We start from the raw sequence: 17921 nt of genomic DNA, 5'->3' as shown, positions 1-17921 counted from the left end.
CCCGCGGTGCAAGGTCAGAAGGCGAAGCAAGAGCAGCCGAACGCGCCCCAGAAGCCCTGGTAGTCGCTGACCGGTACATTGGCGCGCCGCGCCCTGTCGTGCTGGTGCGCATGCACCGCGCAGGCGCCTACGCACTGGTGCACCTGCGCCGTCAGCGGCGCCGCCGGTTTCCAGTGCCCTGGCACCTTGTTCACCGGGGACCAGTCCGGCATCACCGGCAGGGCCGGCGGTGCCAGCTTGTCGAACTCCGCCGCGGCATGGACGACCTTGCCATCCACCACCGTGAGCACCGACTCCAGCCACTTGATCGCCTCTTCCTCGACGCTGAAGTAGTCGGCGGACAGCGCGATCAGGTCGGCGAACTGGCCGACCTTGATCTGCCCCTTCTTGCCCTGTTCGCTGGAGAACCAGGCGCTGCCCTGGGTGAACAGCTGCAGGGCGGTATCGCGCCCAAGGCCCTGGGGGTACAACTCAAGGCCACCCACGGTCTTGCCGCTGACCAGCCAGTACAGGGCGGTCCAGGGGTTGTAGCTGGCCACCCGGGTGGCGTCGGTCCCCGCCCCCACCGGCACGCCTTCGGCGAGCATGCGCTGGATCGGCGGCGTCGTCTCGGCGGCCTTGGCGCCGTAGCGGTCGACGAAGTACTCGCCCTGGAAGGCCATGCGATGCTGGATGGCGATACCGCCGCCCAGCGCCCGAATGCGCTCGATGTTCCTCGGGCTGACCGTTTCGGCATGGTCGAAGAACCATGGCAGGCCATTGAACGGGATATCGCGGTCGACCTTCTCGAACACATCGAGCATGCGCGAGATGGACTCGTCGTAGGTCGCGTGCAGGCGGAACGGCCAGCGCTGCTCCACCAGGTGGCGAACCACCGGCTCCAGTTCCTGCTCCATGGTCGCCGGCAGGTCCGGGCGCGGTTCGAGGAAGTCCTCGAAGTCGGCGGCGGAGAACACCAGCATCTCCCCTGCGCCGTTGTGGCGGAAGAAGTCGGAGCCGTCGCCGGGCTTGACCAGCTTGCTCCAGTTCTGGAAGTCGGCCAGTTCTTCCTTGGGCTTCTGGGTGAACAGGTTGTAGGCGATGCGCACGGTCAACTGGCCTTGGTCGGCCAGTTCCTGGATGACCTGGTAGTCGTCGGGATAGTTCTGGAAACCACCGCCGGCATCGATGGCGCTGGTGACGCCAAGACGGTTCAGTTCGCGCATGAACTGGCGAGTGGAGTTGACCTGGTACTCCAATGGCAACTTCGGCCCCTTGGCCAGGGTGGCGTAGAGGATCATCGCGTTGGGGCGGGCGATCAGCATGCCGGTCGGCTCGCCGCTGGCATCGCGCTGGATCTCGCCGCCGGGCGGGTTCGGCGTGTTGCGGTCGTAGCCGACGACCTTGAGCGCCGCTCGGTTGAGCAAGGCGCGGTCGTACAGGTGGAGGACGAACACCGGCGTGTCGGGCGCCGCCTTGTTCAGTTCCTCCAGCGTCGGCATGCGTTTCTCGGCGAACTGGAACTCGGTCCAGCCACCGACCACCCTCACCCACTGCGGTGCGGGGGTGCGGTCGGCCTGGTCCTTGAGCATGCGCAGGGCATCGGCCAGGGACGGCACGCCCTCCCAGCGCAGCTCGAGGTTGTAGTTGAGCCCCCCGCGGATCAGGTGCAGGTGGGAGTCGTTCAGGCCGGGAACCACGGTGCGCCGGTTAAGGTCGATGGTGCGGGTCGCGGCGCCGCGCAAGGCCATCGCCTCGGCATCGCTGCCGACCGCGATGAAGCGGCCATCCTTGATGGCCACGGCCGTGGCACTGGGTTTTTCGGGATCGACGGTATGCAAACGGCCATTGAAAAGAATCAGATCGGCGGTCATGGAACCCCCTGAATGGTTGGCATGGGCCGGGTCGCTGGCGCTGGCGAAAGGCAACGAGAACCAGAGCGCGCCCGCGGCCCCGAGTACGGTGGTAGCGGCAAGGAAGTGGCGACGGCTGTCGTTGGGTGGGTCCTGGTTCATGGCGTTCTACTCGCAAGGCCGACACAGGTCGGCACCGATGGCGTGGCACGGCCGCTCCAAGCAGACGGCAAGCGGTTCGCAGGCCGCACGGGTCGGAAGTCAGCATAGCCCGCCATCGCTGGAATGAACGGCCCGCGGCAGCGCCCATGGCGCCACCGGCGAGCCTGTTCCGATCAGTGGCCTTCGGAGGCGTTGAACATGGTCTTGGCGTAGATCAGGCCCAGGCCATAGGCGCCGCCATGGGCGATGGAGGTCTGCACGGTCTCGTTATAGGTTTCGCCCCGGGCCCAGTCGCGCTGCAGCTCGAGCAGGTATTGCAGCGACGTCATGGGACGCGCGCCCAGCTGGATCATGCGCTCCATGGCGTGCTGGTGCGCTTCGTTGGAGACATCGCCACAGGCATCGGCGATGACATAGACCTCGAAGCCCTGGTCCAGCGCCGACAGGGCCGGACCGACGATGCACACCGAGGTCCACAGGCCGGCGAGAACGATCTTGTTCTTGCCGAATGCATTGACCTCGACGGCGATGCGTTCATCTTCCCAGGTATTCATGGTGGTGCGGTCGATCACCTTGTGTTCGGGGAATACCGAGCGGATCTCATCGAAAATCGGCCCGGAGAAGCTTTTTTCCGCCACGGTGGTGAGGATCGTCGACACCTTGAACTCCCTGGCGGCCTTGGACACCAGCGCGGCGTTGTTGCGCAGCGTCACCGCATCGATCGACTTGGTGGCGAAGGACATCTGCGACTGATGATCGATCATGATCAGGGTGTGGTTGCTCGGATCGAGCAGGGTCTTGCCAGGCGCAGCTTTTGCGATAGCCATGGGATACAGCCTCTGGTTGTGTTGTCGAGCCCAGACTGTGTGGCATGTGCCTTGGCAGCTTCTTGTACGAATGATCCTGATTTGTATGTTTGTGCCCTGGTGGCAATGTCGGCCAGCGCTGGGGGCCGCATCGCGCCCCAGGGCTACAAATCGCCACTCAACTGCCCGGCCCGGGCCCAAGGCGCGATGGACAGATGAGCCGCCAGAAACTCCAGCAGCAGCGTGACACGAGCGGGCCGGAAGCTGCCGGGCGGTGTGACCAGGTGGATGGCGATATCGGCGAATCGCCAGTCGGGCAGCACCTCTTCCAACACACCCGCCTGCAGCGCCTCCCAGACGATGAACTCCGGCTGCAGGGCCAGGCCCTGGCTGGCGAGCAAGGCAGGCCCCAGCAGGTCGGCATTGTTGCTGCGCAGGCTCCCCTGCACCGGCACGCTGAAATCACCCTGGGTCGCATGGCGAAACGTCCAGCGCTCGGGCGTGGGCAGGTTGGTGTAGATCAGGCACTGGTGCTGCCCCAGGTCCCGCGGGTGCTGCGGTCGCCCGTGGCGCGCCAGGTAGGCCGGCGTGGCCACCAAGGGGCGGCGCACGGCGCAAAGCCGGCGAGACCTGAGCGTGGAGTCCGGCAGCTCGGCGATGCGCAGCGCGACATCGTAACGGCCAGCCACCACGTCGACGATGCGATCGTCCAGGGACAGGTCGAGCTCGATCTGCGGGTAGCGCTGTTGAAAGACCGGCAGCAACGCCGCGAGGTACTTCAGGCCGAACGACATGGGCGCCGCCAGGCGTATCCGCCCCTTCGCCACGTTGGCCTGCAGGGAGGCCTGCGCTTCGGCGGCGCGCCCCTCCTCCAGGATGCGCTGGGCACGCTCCCAAGCCTGCTGGCCCGTGCTGGTCAGCTCCAGGCGGCGCGAGGTGCGATGCAGCAGCGCGGCGCCCAGGCGCCGCTCCAGCCGGCCGATGGCCTTGGACACCGTCGGCTGGGAGATGCCCAGCACCTGCGCGGCACCGGCGAATGAACCACTGTTGGCGACCTGGGCGAAGATTGCCCAGGCTTCCAAGTCTGGAAGGTTTTTCATCGAAAAAATGGCATGCATGAAATGCCATTCATTCTATTCAGCGTATCGGCCGTTCTCAATACTATGCTTGGCAGGCCTTGGCCAAGCGAGGCTGCCACCCAGCCCCTTGGCCCTGAGTGGAACTCTGAAGGGAAGGAGCACGCCCATGCGCTTTACGTTGCCAGCCAAGCGCCCGACGAACCCGGGGAAGGCTTCTCATATGGCGCAACCAGGGAACTACTCGATCGTGCGCAATCGCGAAGATCACCCCGACCCCGAGCTTCGCCTGGACATTCCCTGTGCCGACGCCTACACCGTCATCGTCCAGCTTCAGGATTTCGCCGCGCACAAGCTGTGGCGTGGCCGCGACCTGGCCTTTGTCGGCGGCCACGCACGCCAGAGCGTGTCCATCGCCTACCTGGGCGATGAGTTGCGCTGCCAGCACCTGGCGGCCTACGACAACATCAGGTTCACCGTGCCACGCCACACAATCCGCTCGTTGTTCTACGAAGCTGGCAGCCCGACGGACCAAGGGCTGGAGCGGGTCCTGAGCCAGGTCGATCCGGTCAGCTACTACCTGTCCCAAGCCTTGCTGCCAGCGATGACCCAGCCCGGCGAAGCCAACCAGCTGTTCATCGACCAGGTGGTGCTCGCCCTGCTCACCCACCTCGACGATCGCTACGGCAAGGCCGTGCTGGCCAACGAGAACGGCAAGGGACTGTGCCCTTGGCAGTTGCGCCGGGCCAAGGAGATGATCGCCAGCCACTTGGTCGAGGGCCTTTCGGTCGAACGCCTGGCGCAGGAATGCTCGCTGTCGCGCAGCTATTTCACCCGGGCCTTCAAGCGCAGCACCGGCCTGTCTCCCCATGAATGGCTGATGAAGCTGCGTATCGACAAGGCCAAGACGCTGATGACGCAGAGCCACCTGCCCCTGTCGCAGATCGGCCTGGAATGCGGTTTCGCCGACCAGTCGCACCTTTCCCGGGTGTTCCTCAAACAGGTTGGCGTCGCGCCGGCCAGCTGGCGTCGCGCCCAGCGACACGGCAACGACGAGCAGGGCACATAGGTGCAAAGCCGGCACATTCATTCAAGAAACCTCGCACGGACGAGGCTAGCGTAGTCACCAGCACCGCAAACCGAGGGCGGCCCGATGACCCATGACCTGTCTCAAGATGTCGCGACATTGCTGGTACGCCACTGTGTGAAACAAGGCGCGGAACAGGACTATGAGCAGTGGCTGCGCCGCACCGTGGCCACGGCCAAGCGCTACCCGGGCCACCTCGGCGTCGATGTGATGCGTAACCGCGACGCCGGCCAGCATCAATTCACCTCCGTCATTCGCTTCGCCAGCACTGCCCAACTGCAGGGCTGGCTCGACTCCGACGAGCGTCGCCAACTGGTCGCGCAAGTGGCCCCGCTGCTGGTCGATGGCGACCGCACCGAGGCGAACGCCGACCGCGAGTTCTGGTTCACGCCCTCCGAGCAAGGCAGCGCGCCGGTGCGCTGGAAGCAGGCCTGCGTCACCTTCCTGGTGATCCTACCCCTGAGCCTGGGCGTGCCGCTGCTGTGGCAGCCGCTGTTCGCCCGCTGGCCCTGGCTGGGGGGTTATGTGGCCAGCAACGTGCTGATCACGCTCAGCATCGTGCTGCTGGTGGTGTATATCTTCATGCCCCAGGTCACACGCTGGTTCGCCCCCTGGTTGGAGAACAAGCGCAGCGGGGCGTAGCCCTGGCCGTGGTCGCGTAGGTGTTTTCCTTGGCCTGGGTTGTCGCGTAGAGTTTCCCCACGCGAACCAAGGCACCGCATCACGCATGGACAAATACGCGCCACGCCAGTGGCTTCCCCACGAAAAGCCCAGCCTGCCCGGCTCGCCATCGACCCCTTTGCATGCCCCGGCCAAGCGCCTGGCCTTTGGCGTGGTCGGCCTGCTGGTGGCCATCACCGGTGGTTTGGGCAACGCCCTGGTGGTCGCCAACCTGCCGTTCCTGCAAGGCGCCCTGGGCGCGACCAGCGCGGAAATGGCCTGGCTGCCCGCCGCCTTCGTGATGACCAACGTGTCGATGAACCTGCTGCTGGTGAAGTTCCGCCAGGAGTTCGGCCTGCGCGCCTTCACCGAAGTGTTCCTGGTGCTCTATGCCCTGGTGACCTTCGCCCACCTGTTCGTCAACGACCTGAACTCGGCCATCGCCGTGCGCGCGGCCCACGGCATGGTCGGGGCGGCGCTGAGCTCGCTGGGCCTGTACTACATGATCCAGGCCTTCCCCGCGCAGTGGCGCCTGAAGGCCATGGTGCTGGGCCTGGGTGCCTCGCAGCTGGCGGTACCGCTGGCCCGGGTGTTCTCCGAGGACTTGCTGCAGATCGCCGAGTGGCGCGGCCTGTACCTGTTCGAGCTGGGCCTGGCGCTGGCCGCGCTGGGCTGCGTGCTGCTGCTCAAGCTGCCGCCGGGCGACCGCTTCAAGACCTTCGAGCCGCTGGACTTCCTGACCTTCTCGCTGATGGCCAGCGGCACCGCCCTGCTCTGCGCCGTGCTGTCGCTGGGACGCATCGACTGGTGGCTGGACGCGCCGTGGATCGGCGTGGCCCTGGCTGCGTCCATCGCCCTGGTGTGCTCGGGGCTGGCCATCGAGCACAACCGCCGCAACCCCTTGCTGATGACCCGCTGGCTGGGCAGCGCCGCGGTGATCCGCCTGGCCCTGTGCGTGATCCTGATCCGCATGGTCACCTCGGAACAGTCCACCGGCGCGGTGGGCTTCCTGCAGGGGTTGAACATGGGCAGCGAGCAGATGCGCACCCTGTACGCGATCATGCTGCTGGGCGCGGTCTGCGGGCTGGTCACCAGCGCTCTGACCATCAACCCCGCGCACCTGGTCACGCCGCTGTTCATCTCGCTGGCGGCGATGGCCACCGGGGCCTTCATGGACAGTGCCTCGAGCAACCTGACGCGCCCCGGGCAGATGTACCTGAGCCAGTTCATGCTGGCCTTCGGCAGCACCTTCTTCCTCGGCCCGTCCATGGCCCTGGGCATCAGCCATGTGCGCACCAACCCGCGCAATCTGGTGAGCTTCTCGGTGATGTTCGGGATCTGCAACAACCTCGGCGGCTTGATCGGCTCGGCCCTGCTGGGCACCTTCCAGACCGTGCGCGAGAAGTTCCACTCCAGCAACCTGGTCGACCAGCTGAGCGCCCTCGAACCGTTGGTCGCGGCGCGGGTCCAAGGTGGCGGCGCCAGCTACGCCGGCATCATCCATGACCCGGCCCTGCGCAACGAGGTCGGCATGCGCCTGCTGGCCAACGCGGCCACCCGCGAGGCCAATATCCTCGCCTATAACGATGTCTTCATGCTGATCGGCGCCATTGCCGTCGCGACCATGATCTGGATCCTCATCCGCGGCAGCTGGGTCAAGTACGCGACCCGGCAGGCCCCCTCCCCCGACACCACCAGTGGCGCTTCGACCCGATGACCCAACCGACCCAGTCCACGACCACCACCGCCATCGCCGAGACCCCGGAAGGCACTACGCCACCCAGCGAGCCGAGCAGCCCGGTACGCTCGCGGCGCGTGCGCATCCTCTCGTCGGTCAGCTTCGCCTGCGTGGCCCTGGCCGGCATCCTGCTGGTGCTCTATGCCTGGCGCCTGCCGCCGTTCAGCAGCGCCATCGAAAGTACCGAGAACGCCCTGGTGCGTGGCCAGGTGACGATCATCGGCCCACAGCTGGGCGGCTATATCGTCGAGGTGCCGGTGCACGACTTCCAGTTCGTCAAGGCTGGCGACCTGCTGGTGCGCCTGGACGACCGCATCTACACGCAGCGCCTGGCCCAGTCCATCGCCCAGTTGCAACAGCAGCAGGCGGCACTGGCCAACAACCTGCAGCAGCGCAAGAGCGCCGAGGCCACCATCGCCCAGCGCCAGGCGGCCATCGACGATGCTGCGGCGCAGGCCGCCAAGGCCCAGGCCGACCTGCGGCGCAACGAGGCGCTGGTCAGCGATGGCTCGGTGTCCCAGCGTGAACTGGACCTGAGCCGGGCCAGCCATGCCGCGGCGATCGCCAGCCTGGCCCAGGCCAGGGCGGCGCTGGAGATCGCCCGCCAGGACCGGGAGACGGTGATCGTCAACCGCGCTGCCCTGGAAGCGGCGGTGGAGAATGCCAAGGCCGCCGTGGAGCTGGCCCGCATCGACCTGGACAACACCCGGGTGACGGCCCCGCGCGATGGCCAGCTGGGGCAGATCGGCACCCGCCTGGGGGCCTACGTCAACCCGGGCGCGCAACTGATGGCGCTGGTGCCCGATACCCTGTGGGTGATCGCCAACATGAAGGAAACGCAGATGGCCAACGTGCGCATCGGCCAGCCGGCGACCTTCACCGTCGATGCCCTCGATCATTTGCGGTTGCGCGGCCACGTGCAGCAGATCTCGCCGGCCACCGGCTCGGAGTTCGCCCTGCTGCAGGCGGACAACGCCACCGGCAACTTCGTCAAGATCGCCCAGCGGATCCCGGTACGGATCACCGTCGACCCCGACCAGCCCGAGGCACGGCGGCTGCGTCCGGGGATGTCGGTGGTGGTCAGTATCGATACGCGGGAGCAGTGACGGCTGGCCATTGGGGGCTGCTTTGCAGCCCCCAATACTCAGGGCGTCCAGTCCACGCCATGGTCATCCAGGTAGTCATCCACCGCCGCCCCCACCGTTGGGTGGAAGATGTCGGTGCCGATATGGCTGAGCACCTCCAGGCGCAGCAGCTTGTCCTTCACCGGGTCTTTCACCTCCGCCAGGTGCAGCTCGATGCCTGCATTGCGCAGCAATTGCTCCAGCTCGACGAGCATGTCGGCCGAGGTCACGTCCACGCTGGTGACCGGCTCCGCCGCCACCACCACCCGCCGCACCCCGGCCCCGGCGTCGGCGACGGCGTCCAGCACGCAGCGCTGGAACAGCTCGGCATTGGCGAAGAACAACGGCGCATCCCAGCGAAACAGCACCAGCCCCGGCACCCGTCGGGCATGGGGGTAGCGCGACACGTCGTGGTAGCCGCGAATGCCGGCGACCCGGCCAAGCACGGCATAGTGCGGGCGCCAGCCATCCCAGAGGAACTCGATCACCGCGATGACCACCGCCAGGCCAATGCCTGGGACCGCACCGAACACCGCCACGCCGACGAAGCAGGTGATCGACAGCCAGAACTCCCAGCGCTGAATGCGGTAGATGCGCCGCAGGTCCTTGAATTCGAACAAGCCAATCGCCGCCGCGATGACCACCGCCGCCAGGGCGCTTTCCGGCAGGTGGTGCAGCAGGTCGGGCGCCAGCAACAGCAGCAGCGCCACGCCCAGCGCACCGACCACACCGGCCAGTTGGGTCTTCGCCCCTGCCGCCTCGGCCACCGGCGTGCGTGACGAACTGCTGCTGACCGGAATGCCCTGGAACAACCCGGTCGCGAGGTTCGCCAGGCCCAGGCCGAGCATTTCCTGGTTGGGGTCGACCTGGGTGCGGGTCCGGGCGGCGTAGGTACGCGACAGCACGCTGGTATCTGCGAACGACACCAGCGCCACCGCGGCACCGCCGATCAGCACGGTGGCCAGGTCATCCAGGCCGATCAAAGGCAGGGAGAACCCCGGCAGCCCCTCGGGCAGCGCGCCGACCACCGCCACCCCATGGCTGGCCTCCAGGCCCAGTCCACCAGTGGCCAGGGTCGCGAGCAGCACGGCGATGAGAACGCCCGGCACCCGCTCGTAGCGCTTGCACGCGAGGATGATCGCCAGGGTCGCGGCGCCCAACGCGAAGGCGTGCCAGTTGGCCGCGCCATCGAGCAAGGCGCGCAGCAGTTGCGTGGTATCGCCCAGCGGGCCGCTGCTCTGGCTGGAGATACCGAACAGCTTGGGCGTCTGGCTGATCAGTACCGTGAGGGCGATGCCGTTCATGTAGCCGTAGCGGATCGGCTTGGACAACAACTCGGTGACGAACCCCAGCCGCAGCAGGCCGGCAGCGATGCAGATCAGCCCCGACACCAGGGCCATGGCACTGGCCAGGGCGATCGCGCGCGTCGGGTCGCCGGCGGCCAAGGGCAGCACGACGGCCAGGATGATGGGCACCAGCGCCGAGTCCGGCCCCAGCACCAGGATGCGGCTGGGCCCGAACAGCGCATAGGCGAGCAAGGGGACGATGGTGGCGTACAGGCCGTAGATGCCCGGCACGCCCGCGGCCTGTGCGTAGGCGATACCGACCGGCACCAGCATGGCCGTCAGCACCAGGCCGGCGAGCAGGTCCCGGGGCAGGCAGCCCGGCGGGTAGTGGCGCAACAGGCGCAGGCCGGGCAACCAGCGCTGCCAGCCGCCGGCTGGCGCAGCGGCCTTGTACGGTGGCGGCGGGTCCTGCCGGGTCGGTGAGCGATTGTCCATGGGCCCCCTGGCTCAGAAGCGCGGCCCCTCCCCCCCGAAGAGCTTCCAGGCCGCCGATCACTGCAGTATGGATGACGCACGGCGCCTTGCCGGCTCACGCGCAGGCCATGACAAACATCGCCCCAGCGTTTACTGTCGCGCACGCACGCCCTGCCTGCCGGAGTTGTCCCCATGCAACTGAACAACCTGATCCGCCGCCTCGACCTGGTCACCCTGCAACTGTTCGTGGCCATCCACGAGGAAGGCAGCCTGACCCGCGCCGCCACCCGCGAGGCCATCGCGGTCTCGGCGGCGAGCAAGCGCCTGAACGAGCTCGAGGGGGCCCTGGGCTCGCCACTGTTCGTCCGCCAGGCCCGTGGCATGCAGTTGACCCCAGCCGGCGAGACCCTGCTCCACCATGCCCGGCGCATGCTGTTCAACCTGGAGAAGATCGGCCTGGAGCTGGGTGAGCACCTGCAGGGCGTGCGCGGCTACGTGCGCATGCTCGCCAACCTGTCGGCGATCATCCAGTTCCTGCCCGAGGACCTGGCGCTGTTCTGCGCGCACCACGAGCGGATCAAGGTGGACCTGGAGGAGCGGCCGAGCAACGGCGTGATCCAGGGCCTGCTCGACGGGGTCGCCGACCTGGGGATCTGCTCCAGCGACAGCGACACCCGCGAGCTGCTCAAGGTGCGCTACAAGCGCGACCAGCTGGTGCTGGTGCTGCGCGCCGGGCACCCGCTGGCAGGGCATGGCCAGGTGGCCTTCGTCGATGCCCTGGACAACGACTTCGTCGGCCTGCACGCGGCCAGTTCCATCAACATGCGCACCCATGAGGCGGCGCGCCGTGCCGGCAAGGTGCTGCGCCTGCGTATCCATGTGCCGAGCTTCGATGCCGTGTGCCGCATGGTGCAGGCAGACATGGGCGTGGGCATCCTGCCGCGCCAGGCCTTCGAGCTGTTCGGCGGTGCGCTGGGGCTCCAGGCCGTGGCGCTCAGCGACGACTGGGCCGAGCGCGAGCTGCTGCTGGTGGCGCGCGACCTCGACTCGCTGTCGCCGGTCAGCCGGCTGCTGTTCGAGCATTTGCGCGGTGACAGGGGTTGAGAATGGGCTGACAGGCTCACCGGACACCTCGACCGTTCGCATTTGGCGAACGGTAGTTGCCGACACAGGATTGGTGCCCTCGCCCGCGTCGCCGTAGCCTCTGGCACATAGTCCAAGAACAAGAGGTACGCACCATGCCCGCCCCACTCGAAGGTATCAGGGTCCTGGAAATAGGCACACTGATCGCCGCCCCGTTCGCCGCTCGCCTGCTCGGTGAGTTCGGTGCCGAAGTAATCAAGATCGAAGCCCTCGGCCAGGGCGATCCCCTTCGCAAGTGGCGAAAGCTGCACCAGGGCACCTCGCTCTGGTGGTACCTGCAGTCGCGCAACAAGAAATCCCTGGCGCTCGACCTCAAGGCCGCCGAAGGCCTGGAGATCGTCAAGCGCCTGTTGCAAGACACCGATGTACTGATCGAGAACCTGCGCCCCGGCGCCCTGGAGAAACTCGGCCTGGGCTGGGACGTGCTGCACGCGCTGAACCCCAGGCTGACCCTGGTGCGCATCTCTGGCTACGGCCAGAGCGGTCCCTACCGCGACCGCCCAGGCTTCGGCGCCATCGGCGAGGCCATGGGCGGCATCCGCTACACCACCGGCGAACCGGGCTCGGCCCCGGCCCGCGCCGGCGTCAGCCTGGGTGATTCGCTGGCCTCGCTGCACGCCGTCATGGGCGCCCTGCTCTCGCTGTTCAACGTGCGCGCCAACGGTGGCGAAGGCCAGGTGGTGGATGTGTCGCTGGTGGAAAGCGTGTTCAACCTGATGGAGAGCCTGGTCCCCGAATACGACCTGCTCGGCCATGTACGCGAGCGCAGCGGCGGTGCCCTGCCCGGCATCGCACCGTCGAACACCTACCGCACCGCCGACGGCGCCTTCGTGGTCATCGCCGGCAACAGCGACCCGATCTTCCGCCGCCTGATGCACACCATTGGCCGTCCGGACCTGGCCGAGGCCGCCGAGTTCGCCCACAACGATGGCCGCGCCGCCCAGGCCGCGCTGCTCGACGAGGCGATCGAGGGCTGGACCCGTCGCCATCCCATCGCGCAGGTGCTGGCCGCGCTGGAGGCCGCCGAGGTTCCTGCCGGGCGCATCTACTCGGTCGCCGACATCGTCGCCGACCCGCACTACCAGGCGCGCGGCATGCTGCTCGACAGCCAACTGCCAGATGGTACCCCGGTGCGCATGCCGGGCATCGTGCCCAAGCTGTCCGCCACCCCGGGGCGGGTCGACTGGCAAGGCCCGGCGCTGGGTGAACACACCGATGCCCTGCTCGCGGGCATCGGCCTGGGCGAGGACGACATCGCCCGCCTGCGTACCGAGGGGGTGGTGCAATGATCCCGGCCAATCCCGACTTCATGCTGATCCAGGAAGTCGCCCCCCGCGACGGCCTGCAGATCGAACCGACCTGGGTGCCCACCGAAGAGAAGATCGAGCTCATTGACGGTCTCTCGGGCCTGGGGTTCTCGCGTATCGAGGCGGGCTCGTTCGTCTCGCCCAAGGCGATCCCGGCGCTGCGCGACGGCGACGAGGTGTTCCGTGGCATCCGCCGCCAGCCCGGGGTGGTCTACGTCGCCCTGGTGCCCAACCTCAAGGGCGCCGAACGCGCCCTGGCCGTCGGCGCCGACGAGCTGAACCTGGTGCTCTCGGCCAGCCAGTCGCATAACCTGGCGAACATGCGCATGCGCCGCGAGCAGTCCCTGGCCGGTTTCGGCGACATCGTCCAGGCGGTGCACGGGCGCTCGGTCAGCCTCAATGCCACGGTCGCCACCGCCTTCGGCTGCCCGTTCGAAGGGCATATCGACGAAGACCTGGTGCTGCGCCTGCTCGATGCCTACCTCGAACTGGGCGTGCAAGGCGTGACCCTGGCCGATACCACCGGCATGGCCAACCCGCGCCAGGTCGCGCGCCTGGTGCGGCGTAGCCTGGAACGCCTGCCCGCGGCCATGCTCACCCTGCACTTTCATAACACCCGTGGCCTGGGCCTGTGCAACGTACTGGCCGCCTACGAAGCCGGGGCCCGGCGTTTCGACGCGGCCCTCGGCGGGCTCGGTGGCTGCCCCTTCGCCCCAGGCGCCTCGGGCAACATCTGCAGCGAGGACCTGGTCAACCTGTGCGCCGAAACCGGCATCCCCACCGGCATCGATCTGGACGGCCTGCTGAGCCTGTCACGCAGCCTGCCGGCGCTGCTCGGCCACGAGGTGCCCGGGCAACTGGCCAAGGCCGGACGCAATTGCGACCTGCACCCGTTGCCGGAGCACCTGCCCGGCTGAAACACCGCGCCATCCGGGGGCCCCCGGCCCCCACCAGACAACAAGAACAACAGGGCCGCCTGTAGTGCGGCCGACTGGAGAATGAACGATGAGTCTTTCCGCCCTGCAACTGGGCGCCAGCGATGGCGCCGACAGCGAAAAAGCCCTGGTGCGCAAGGTCGCCTGGCGGCTGATGCCGCTGATCATGGTCTGCTACCTGTTCGCCTTCTTCGACCGCATCAACATCAGCTTCGCCAAATTCCAGTTGCAAACCGACCTTGGCTTCAGCGATACCGCCTACGGCCTGGGCGCCAGCCTGTTCGTGGTCGGCTATGTGCTGTTCGAGGTGCCCAGCAACCTGATGCTGTACAAGGTCGGCGCGCGCCGCTGGATCGCCCGCATCATGATCTCCTGGGGCCTGGCCACCGCGGCCATGGTGTTCGTCACCAGCGAGTGGCAGTTCTATGCCCTGCGCTTCATCATCGGCGCCATGGAAGCCGGCTTCGCGCCGGGCGTGCTGTACTACCTGACCCTGTGGTTCCCGCGTCACTACCGGGGCCGCATCACCTCGCTGCTGTTTCTCGCCTCGGCCTTCGCCGGGTTGTTCGGCGCCCCCTTCTCGGGGCTCGTGCTCGACCACCTCGACGGGGTGATGCAGATCCGCGGCTGGCACTGGCTGTTCCTGCTCGGCGGCCTGCCCTGCGTCGGCCTCGGCCTGCTGGTGCTGACCCTGCTCAAGGACCGTGTCGAGGATGCCGGCTGGCTGGACGCCCGGGAGAAACAACTGCTGCTCTCGCGCATCGACCCGCCCCAGGCCGCCCACGGCCAGGGCTCGCTGCTGCAAGCGATCCGTATTCCCGGCTTCCTGACCTTGGGGCTGATCTACTTCCTGATCCAGATTGCCTCCTATGGCCTGAACTTCTGGGCACCACAGCTGATCCGCAGCGCGGGTACCGAGAACCCGTCGATGATCGGCCTGCTCACCGCGGTGCCCTATATCTGCGGCGCCATTGCCATGGTGATCTGCGGCAGGCTGTCGGACGCCACCGGCGAACGCCGCTGGTTCACCGCCGGGCTGGTCGCCCTCGGGGCGCTGGGTTTCCTCTGCGCCGGGCTGTTCGATGACAACACGCCGCTGCTGATCCTCTCCCTGGGCCTGCTCGGGGCTGGCGTGGTGGCCTCGATCCCGAGCTTCTGGGCGCTGCCGCCGAAACTGCTGGCCGGCGCTGGCGCCGGGGCTGCCGGTGGTATCGCCCTGATCAACACCCTTGGCCAGTTGGGCGGCATCGTCAGCCCGGTGCTGGTGGGGCGCATCCGCGACCTGACCGGCAGTACCACCCCGGCGCTGTACCTGATCGCCCTGACCTGCCTGGTCACCGTCGCCCTGGTGCTGTTCGCCCTGCCGCAGAAGCTGCGCACGCGGGATGTGCCCCATCAGTGATGGGGCCCGCCGATTGCGCAGATGCCGTCCTGCCATGATTGCGCACCCTCTGGCCCGCGGGTTCTAATTCTGCCCGCCGGCCACGCCGGAGCCTTACCTTCGCAATCAAGGACGCTTTACCATGCACAGGAAGATCGTACCGCTGGCACTGCTGGCCACCTTGGCCGGCTGCACGGATACCAAAGATGCCAGCGAGGCCAATTTCCAGAAGGCCGCCCAAGCCTACCTCGACACCCAGTACCCCCGCTGCTTCGTGATCACCTCGTTCCCGACCAAGACCCGCGACTTCGACCTCAACGGCACCAACAAGGCGCTGCATGCCCTGGCCCAGGTCGGCGTGGTCAGCGAAAAGGAGATTTCCCGCACGCAAGTGCCCGAGCGCCTGTGGCAGCCGGCCCGCACCGACATCTACTACGCCTACGACCTGACCGACGAAGGCCGCAAGTACTACAAGGCCGATGCGCAGCAGAGGATGAACGGCACCACCTCTGGCGGCCTGTGCTTCGGCAAGGCCCAGGTCACCGCCATCGAGCGGTTCAGCGAGCCGGGCGAGATGATGGGCCAGCAGATCTCCCGCGTGACCTACGCCTACAAGGTCACCGACCTGCCCGCGTGGGCCGGCGATGACAACGTCAAGGCCGGCATCTCGGGCCTGGACAAGATCGTCGCCAGCGCCCAGACGCCGCTGAAGGAAACCCGTGCCATGGTCCTGACCAACAAGGGCTGGGTGCACGAGCGGCTGTTCGGCAAGTAGCCATCCGAGGCGCAGGGCCCGCCCTGCGTCTACAACCACCAGGCCAGCACTGCCGGCAACCAGGCGAACGACAGCACTGTCGAGCACATCACCAGGTTGGCCACCTGCTCCGGCGAACGGTTCGCTCGCACCGCCAGCAGGTAGTTGAACACCGCCACCGGCATCGACGACTGCACCACCAGCACCGCCCGCTCCAGCGGCTCCAGGCCGAGCGCCGCGCCCACGCCCCAACCCACCGCCGCCCCCAGCACGATGCGCAGCCCGCCGAGCAGCAGGCCGTTGCCTACATGGCGCAGGCGGATGCTGGCCAGTGACACGCCCAGGGTCAGCAGCATCAGCGGGATGGTCATGCCGCCCAGCAGGTCGACGGTGTTGGCCAGCCAGCGCGGCAGCTCCAGGTCGAGGAAGATGATCGGCATGGCCCCGACCAGGCTGATCACGATCGGGTTGCGCAGCAACGCCTTGAACGACGCAGCGCTGCCGGACATGGCCAGGCCCACGGTGAACTGGAAGATCGACAGGGTCAGGAAGAACGCCACGGCCAGGGCCAGCCCGTGTTCGCCGAAGGCATACAGGCTGATCGGCAGCCCCATGTTGCCGGTGTTGGGGAACATGAAGGCCGGCAGCAGCACTCGCCAGTGCTGGCCCGACGCACGGCAGACCAACAGGCCGGCCAGGGCCATGCCGAGCATGCACAGCACGCAGCCCAGGGCCATGCTGGCGAAAGCCGTCGGGTCGAGGTCGGTGCGGCTCAGGGTCGACAGCACCAGGGACGGGGTGCCGACCGTCATGACGATCCCGGCGATGAACTCGGTCGGGTAGTCGAGCCCGCGGCGGGCCCAGGCATAGCCGATGCCGGCGACGATGAAGACAGGCGCCAGGACGGCGAACAGCGAAGCCAGCATGTGTTCTCCCTGAACCGGATTAGAGAAGGCCGCCGCCATTATGCGGGGGGTGGCCCCTTCTCGGGCAAGCCTTGCTGCCAGTTTTGCGGCCGCTTCGCGCCGGCTTCCACAGGTTTCCCACTGCCCTCAGACGCGATGGAGTACCTGTGGGAGGATAGGGCTGGTACGGACAAACAAGACCATCGACGATCAGGCAATGACCGCAGCTTCCCCCTCCCCTGGCAACGGCGAATCGCCCGGCAAGGCTGCCGCCACCCCGGGCCCGGACTTCGGCACGAACTGCGCCCCGCTGCCCGACAAGCGCCAACTCACCTCGGTGATCCCGTAGCGCTCGGCCATCGGCCGGCTCACTTTCCTGATCCGCTCCCGCCCGAATTTCGGAATGATCCCGACCCCGGCATCACAGCTGGCCCAATGCCAGGCCTCGGCGTTGTCCATGCGTTCCAGGCGAATGATGAAGCTGCGCTGCTCGCCATGCAGTCGATAGTCGATGATGTACAGCTGTGGGGTTGGCATCGTAGGGGCCCTCCTCTTCTCCATGGATGACTTCCTGATTGATCGGGGTTTTCCGTGAAGATTCAAAAGATTGTCGAACAATGTGAATGAGTGGGCTGAAACCCTCGCCGCGGCCTGCATCCCCGTGCCAGGAGGGTATGGATCGATCCGGGGCGGCGGCCCCTGGCCACCACCCCGGATCGCTGCCCGGCCGGTTCAGCGCCGGGCCTCAGCGAACGCAGGCCTTCACCGGTTGTGGCCGCCGCCGTGGCTGTGCTGGCCACCCTTGCGGCCGGCCTCGGAAGCGCGCTCACGGTCATTGGCGAAGTTGCCCCCGGAGTTCTGGCCGCCTTTGTGGCCGGCGCGGGAGGCTTTTTCGCGGTCGTTGGCGAAATTGCCCGGGTTGGTTTCCTTGGTGCCGCCACGTTGGCCGGATCGCTCTTGGTCACGCGCCATGTCGTTTCTCCTTGCTAGTGGAATTGGCTTGGCACGGAATTGCGCCATGCAGTACTTCCGAACCGGCGCTGGCGGCCTCTGCTCAATCGACATGGCCCAGGGCTGACGAGTGGCGCCAAACGCCCGCTTGGCCAAAAGCTTGTGCGCCAGCGTCTGGCGCAGGGACGCTTGCCGGCGATGGGGCGCGCAGCGGCCCCGAATGGCTTGCCCGCAGTTTTTTCGCACTTCCCCGCCCCAGCCGCTGTCACACCTCAGGATGCCGTTCCCCCAACACCAGGA

At 67.2% G+C, this 17921-nt stretch carries 16 protein-coding genes; 9 read left to right on the top strand and 7 right to left on the bottom strand.

Annotation, left to right across the window (positions count from 1 at the left end; genetic code table 11):
- Positions 1–14: 14 nt before the first annotated feature.
- The 3 genes from WCE05_RS18270 to WCE05_RS18260 all read right to left on the bottom strand — a co-directional run bounded on the left by WCE05_RS18270 (position 15) and on the right by WCE05_RS18260 (position 3900).
- Positions 15–1853 (bottom strand): amidohydrolase, encoded by a 1839-nt coding sequence (locus WCE05_RS18270; RefSeq protein WP_368816273.1) that lies wholly within the window; start codon positions 1851–1853, stop codon positions 15–17.
- A gap of 314 nt (positions 1854–2167) precedes the next feature.
- Complete coding sequence (locus tag WCE05_RS18265) at positions 2168–2821, bottom strand: hydrolase (RefSeq protein ID WP_225787762.1); 654 nt, start codon at positions 2819–2821, stop codon at positions 2168–2170.
- 143 nt (positions 2822–2964) lie between these two features.
- Positions 2965–3900 (bottom strand): LysR substrate-binding domain-containing protein, encoded by a 936-nt coding sequence (locus WCE05_RS18260; protein WP_368816264.1) that lies wholly within the window; start codon positions 3898–3900, stop codon positions 2965–2967.
- A gap of 199 nt (positions 3901–4099) precedes the next feature.
- On the opposite strand from WCE05_RS18260, the gene WCE05_RS18255 reads away from it, so the two are divergent.
- The 4 genes from WCE05_RS18255 to WCE05_RS18240 all read left to right on the top strand — a co-directional run bounded on the left by WCE05_RS18255 (position 4100) and on the right by WCE05_RS18240 (position 8467).
- Complete coding sequence (locus tag WCE05_RS18255) at positions 4100–4945, top strand: helix-turn-helix domain-containing protein (RefSeq protein ID WP_253080532.1); 846 nt, start codon at positions 4100–4102, stop codon at positions 4943–4945.
- 84 nt (positions 4946–5029) lie between these two features.
- On the top strand, positions 5030–5605 hold the full coding sequence (locus tag WCE05_RS18250) for an antibiotic biosynthesis monooxygenase (RefSeq protein WP_225787759.1): 576 nt from the start codon (positions 5030–5032) through the stop codon (positions 5603–5605).
- Positions 5606–5690: 85 nt separating this feature from the next.
- Positions 5691–7340 carry an MFS transporter gene (locus WCE05_RS18245; protein ID WP_225787758.1) on the top strand — a complete coding sequence of 550 codons (1650 nt, stop codon included), beginning with the start codon at positions 5691–5693 and terminating at the stop codon, positions 7338–7340.
- Entirely contained in the window at positions 7337–8467 is a 1131-nt protein-coding gene (locus WCE05_RS18240; RefSeq protein WP_368816263.1) for an HlyD family secretion protein, read from the top strand. Before WCE05_RS18245 ends, WCE05_RS18240 begins: the two co-directional genes overlap by 4 nt.
- A 38-nt stretch (positions 8468–8505) precedes the next feature.
- Here WCE05_RS18240 and WCE05_RS18235 read toward each other — a convergent pair whose 3' ends face one another.
- Entirely contained in the window at positions 8506–10266 is a 1761-nt protein-coding gene (locus WCE05_RS18235) for a SulP family inorganic anion transporter (RefSeq protein WP_368816262.1), read from the bottom strand.
- Positions 10267–10437: 171 nt separating this feature from the next.
- Between WCE05_RS18235 and WCE05_RS18230 the strand changes: the two genes are divergently transcribed.
- The 5 genes from WCE05_RS18230 to WCE05_RS18210 all read left to right on the top strand — a co-directional run bounded on the left by WCE05_RS18230 (position 10438) and on the right by WCE05_RS18210 (position 15786).
- Complete coding sequence (locus WCE05_RS18230) at positions 10438–11349, top strand: LysR family transcriptional regulator (protein ID WP_225787755.1); 912 nt, start codon at positions 10438–10440, stop codon at positions 11347–11349.
- A 134-nt stretch (positions 11350–11483) separates the two neighbouring features.
- The gene (locus WCE05_RS18225) at positions 11484–12677 is read left to right on the top strand and encodes a CaiB/BaiF CoA-transferase family protein (RefSeq protein ID WP_225787754.1); all 1194 of its coding nucleotides are present in this window, start codon (positions 11484–11486) and stop codon (positions 12675–12677) included.
- Positions 12674–13612: a hydroxymethylglutaryl-CoA lyase gene (locus WCE05_RS18220; RefSeq protein WP_368816261.1), complete on the top strand. Its 939-nt coding sequence runs from the start codon at positions 12674–12676 to the stop codon at positions 13610–13612. The genes WCE05_RS18225 and WCE05_RS18220 overlap by 4 nt, the downstream gene beginning before the upstream one ends.
- 88 nt (positions 13613–13700) lie before the next feature.
- On the top strand, positions 13701–15032 hold the full coding sequence (locus tag WCE05_RS18215) for an MFS transporter (protein WP_225787752.1): 1332 nt from the start codon (positions 13701–13703) through the stop codon (positions 15030–15032).
- Positions 15033–15153: 121 nt separating this feature from the next.
- Positions 15154–15786, top strand: coding sequence for a hypothetical protein (locus WCE05_RS18210; RefSeq protein ID WP_368816260.1), 633 nt, complete (start codon positions 15154–15156; stop codon positions 15784–15786).
- 29 nt (positions 15787–15815) lie between these two features.
- Here the strand turns inward: WCE05_RS18210 and WCE05_RS18205 are convergent, their stop codons facing one another.
- The 3 genes from WCE05_RS18205 to WCE05_RS18195 form a co-directional block, all read right to left on the bottom strand.
- A complete protein-coding gene (locus tag WCE05_RS18205; protein ID WP_225787750.1) occupies positions 15816–16691 on the bottom strand; it encodes an AEC family transporter in 876 nt (291 codons plus the stop codon).
- 189 nt (positions 16692–16880) lie between these two features.
- Positions 16881–17207, bottom strand: a complete 327-nt coding sequence (locus tag WCE05_RS18200) for a DUF6555 family protein (protein ID WP_225787749.1) — start codon at positions 17205–17207, stop codon at positions 16881–16883.
- 225 nt (positions 17208–17432) lie between these two features.
- Positions 17433–17642 carry a general stress protein gene (locus WCE05_RS18195; protein ID WP_225787748.1) on the bottom strand — a complete coding sequence of 70 codons (210 nt, stop codon included), beginning with the start codon at positions 17640–17642 and terminating at the stop codon, positions 17433–17435.
- Positions 17643–17921: the final 279 nt, after the last annotated feature.

The sequence above is a fragment of the Pseudomonas sp. I2 genome (assembly GCF_040984075.1).
In the GTDB taxonomy this organism is placed as follows: Bacteria; Pseudomonadota; Gammaproteobacteria; order Pseudomonadales; family Pseudomonadaceae; genus Aquipseudomonas; species Aquipseudomonas guariconensis_B.
The sequence above is the reverse complement of the archived record's forward strand: the minus strand, read 5'-3'. Positions and strand labels throughout refer to the sequence as shown.

Excerpts from the sequence above, each read along its gene's own strand:
- WCE05_RS18235 (WP_368816262.1), bottom strand. The coding sequence starts at position 10,266 with ATGGACAATCGCTCACCGACCCGGCAGGACCCGCCGCCACCGTACAAG.
- WCE05_RS18255 (WP_253080532.1), top strand. The coding sequence starts at position 4,100 with ATGGCGCAACCAGGGAACTACTCGATCGTGCGCAATCGCGAAGATCAC.
- WCE05_RS18200 (WP_225787749.1), bottom strand. The coding sequence starts at position 17,207 with ATGCCAACCCCACAGCTGTACATCATCGACTATCGACTGCATGGCGAG.
- WCE05_RS18270 (WP_368816273.1), bottom strand. The coding sequence starts at position 1,853 with ATGACCGCCGATCTGATTCTTTTCAATGGCCGTTTGCATACCGTCGAT.
- WCE05_RS18215 (WP_225787752.1), top strand. The coding sequence starts at position 13,701 with ATGAGTCTTTCCGCCCTGCAACTGGGCGCCAGCGATGGCGCCGACAGC.
- WCE05_RS18225 (WP_225787754.1), top strand. The coding sequence starts at position 11,484 with ATGCCCGCCCCACTCGAAGGTATCAGGGTCCTGGAAATAGGCACACTG.
- WCE05_RS18230 (WP_225787755.1), top strand. The coding sequence starts at position 10,438 with ATGCAACTGAACAACCTGATCCGCCGCCTCGACCTGGTCACCCTGCAA.
- WCE05_RS18250 (WP_225787759.1), top strand. The coding sequence starts at position 5,030 with ATGACCCATGACCTGTCTCAAGATGTCGCGACATTGCTGGTACGCCAC.
- WCE05_RS18260 (WP_368816264.1), bottom strand. The coding sequence starts at position 3,900 with ATGAAAAACCTTCCAGACTTGGAAGCCTGGGCAATCTTCGCCCAGGTC.
- WCE05_RS18205 (WP_225787750.1), bottom strand. The coding sequence starts at position 16,691 with ATGCTGGCTTCGCTGTTCGCCGTCCTGGCGCCTGTCTTCATCGTCGCC.
- WCE05_RS18265 (WP_225787762.1), bottom strand. The coding sequence starts at position 2,821 with ATGGCTATCGCAAAAGCTGCGCCTGGCAAGACCCTGCTCGATCCGAGC.
- WCE05_RS18245 (WP_225787758.1), top strand. The coding sequence starts at position 5,691 with ATGGACAAATACGCGCCACGCCAGTGGCTTCCCCACGAAAAGCCCAGC.
- WCE05_RS18195 (WP_225787748.1), bottom strand. The coding sequence starts at position 17,642 with ATGGCGCGTGACCAAGAGCGATCCGGCCAACGTGGCGGCACCAAGGAA.
- WCE05_RS18220 (WP_368816261.1), top strand. The coding sequence starts at position 12,674 with ATGATCCCGGCCAATCCCGACTTCATGCTGATCCAGGAAGTCGCCCCC.
- WCE05_RS18210 (WP_368816260.1), top strand. The coding sequence starts at position 15,154 with ATGCACAGGAAGATCGTACCGCTGGCACTGCTGGCCACCTTGGCCGGC.
- WCE05_RS18240 (WP_368816263.1), top strand. The coding sequence starts at position 7,337 with ATGACCCAACCGACCCAGTCCACGACCACCACCGCCATCGCCGAGACC.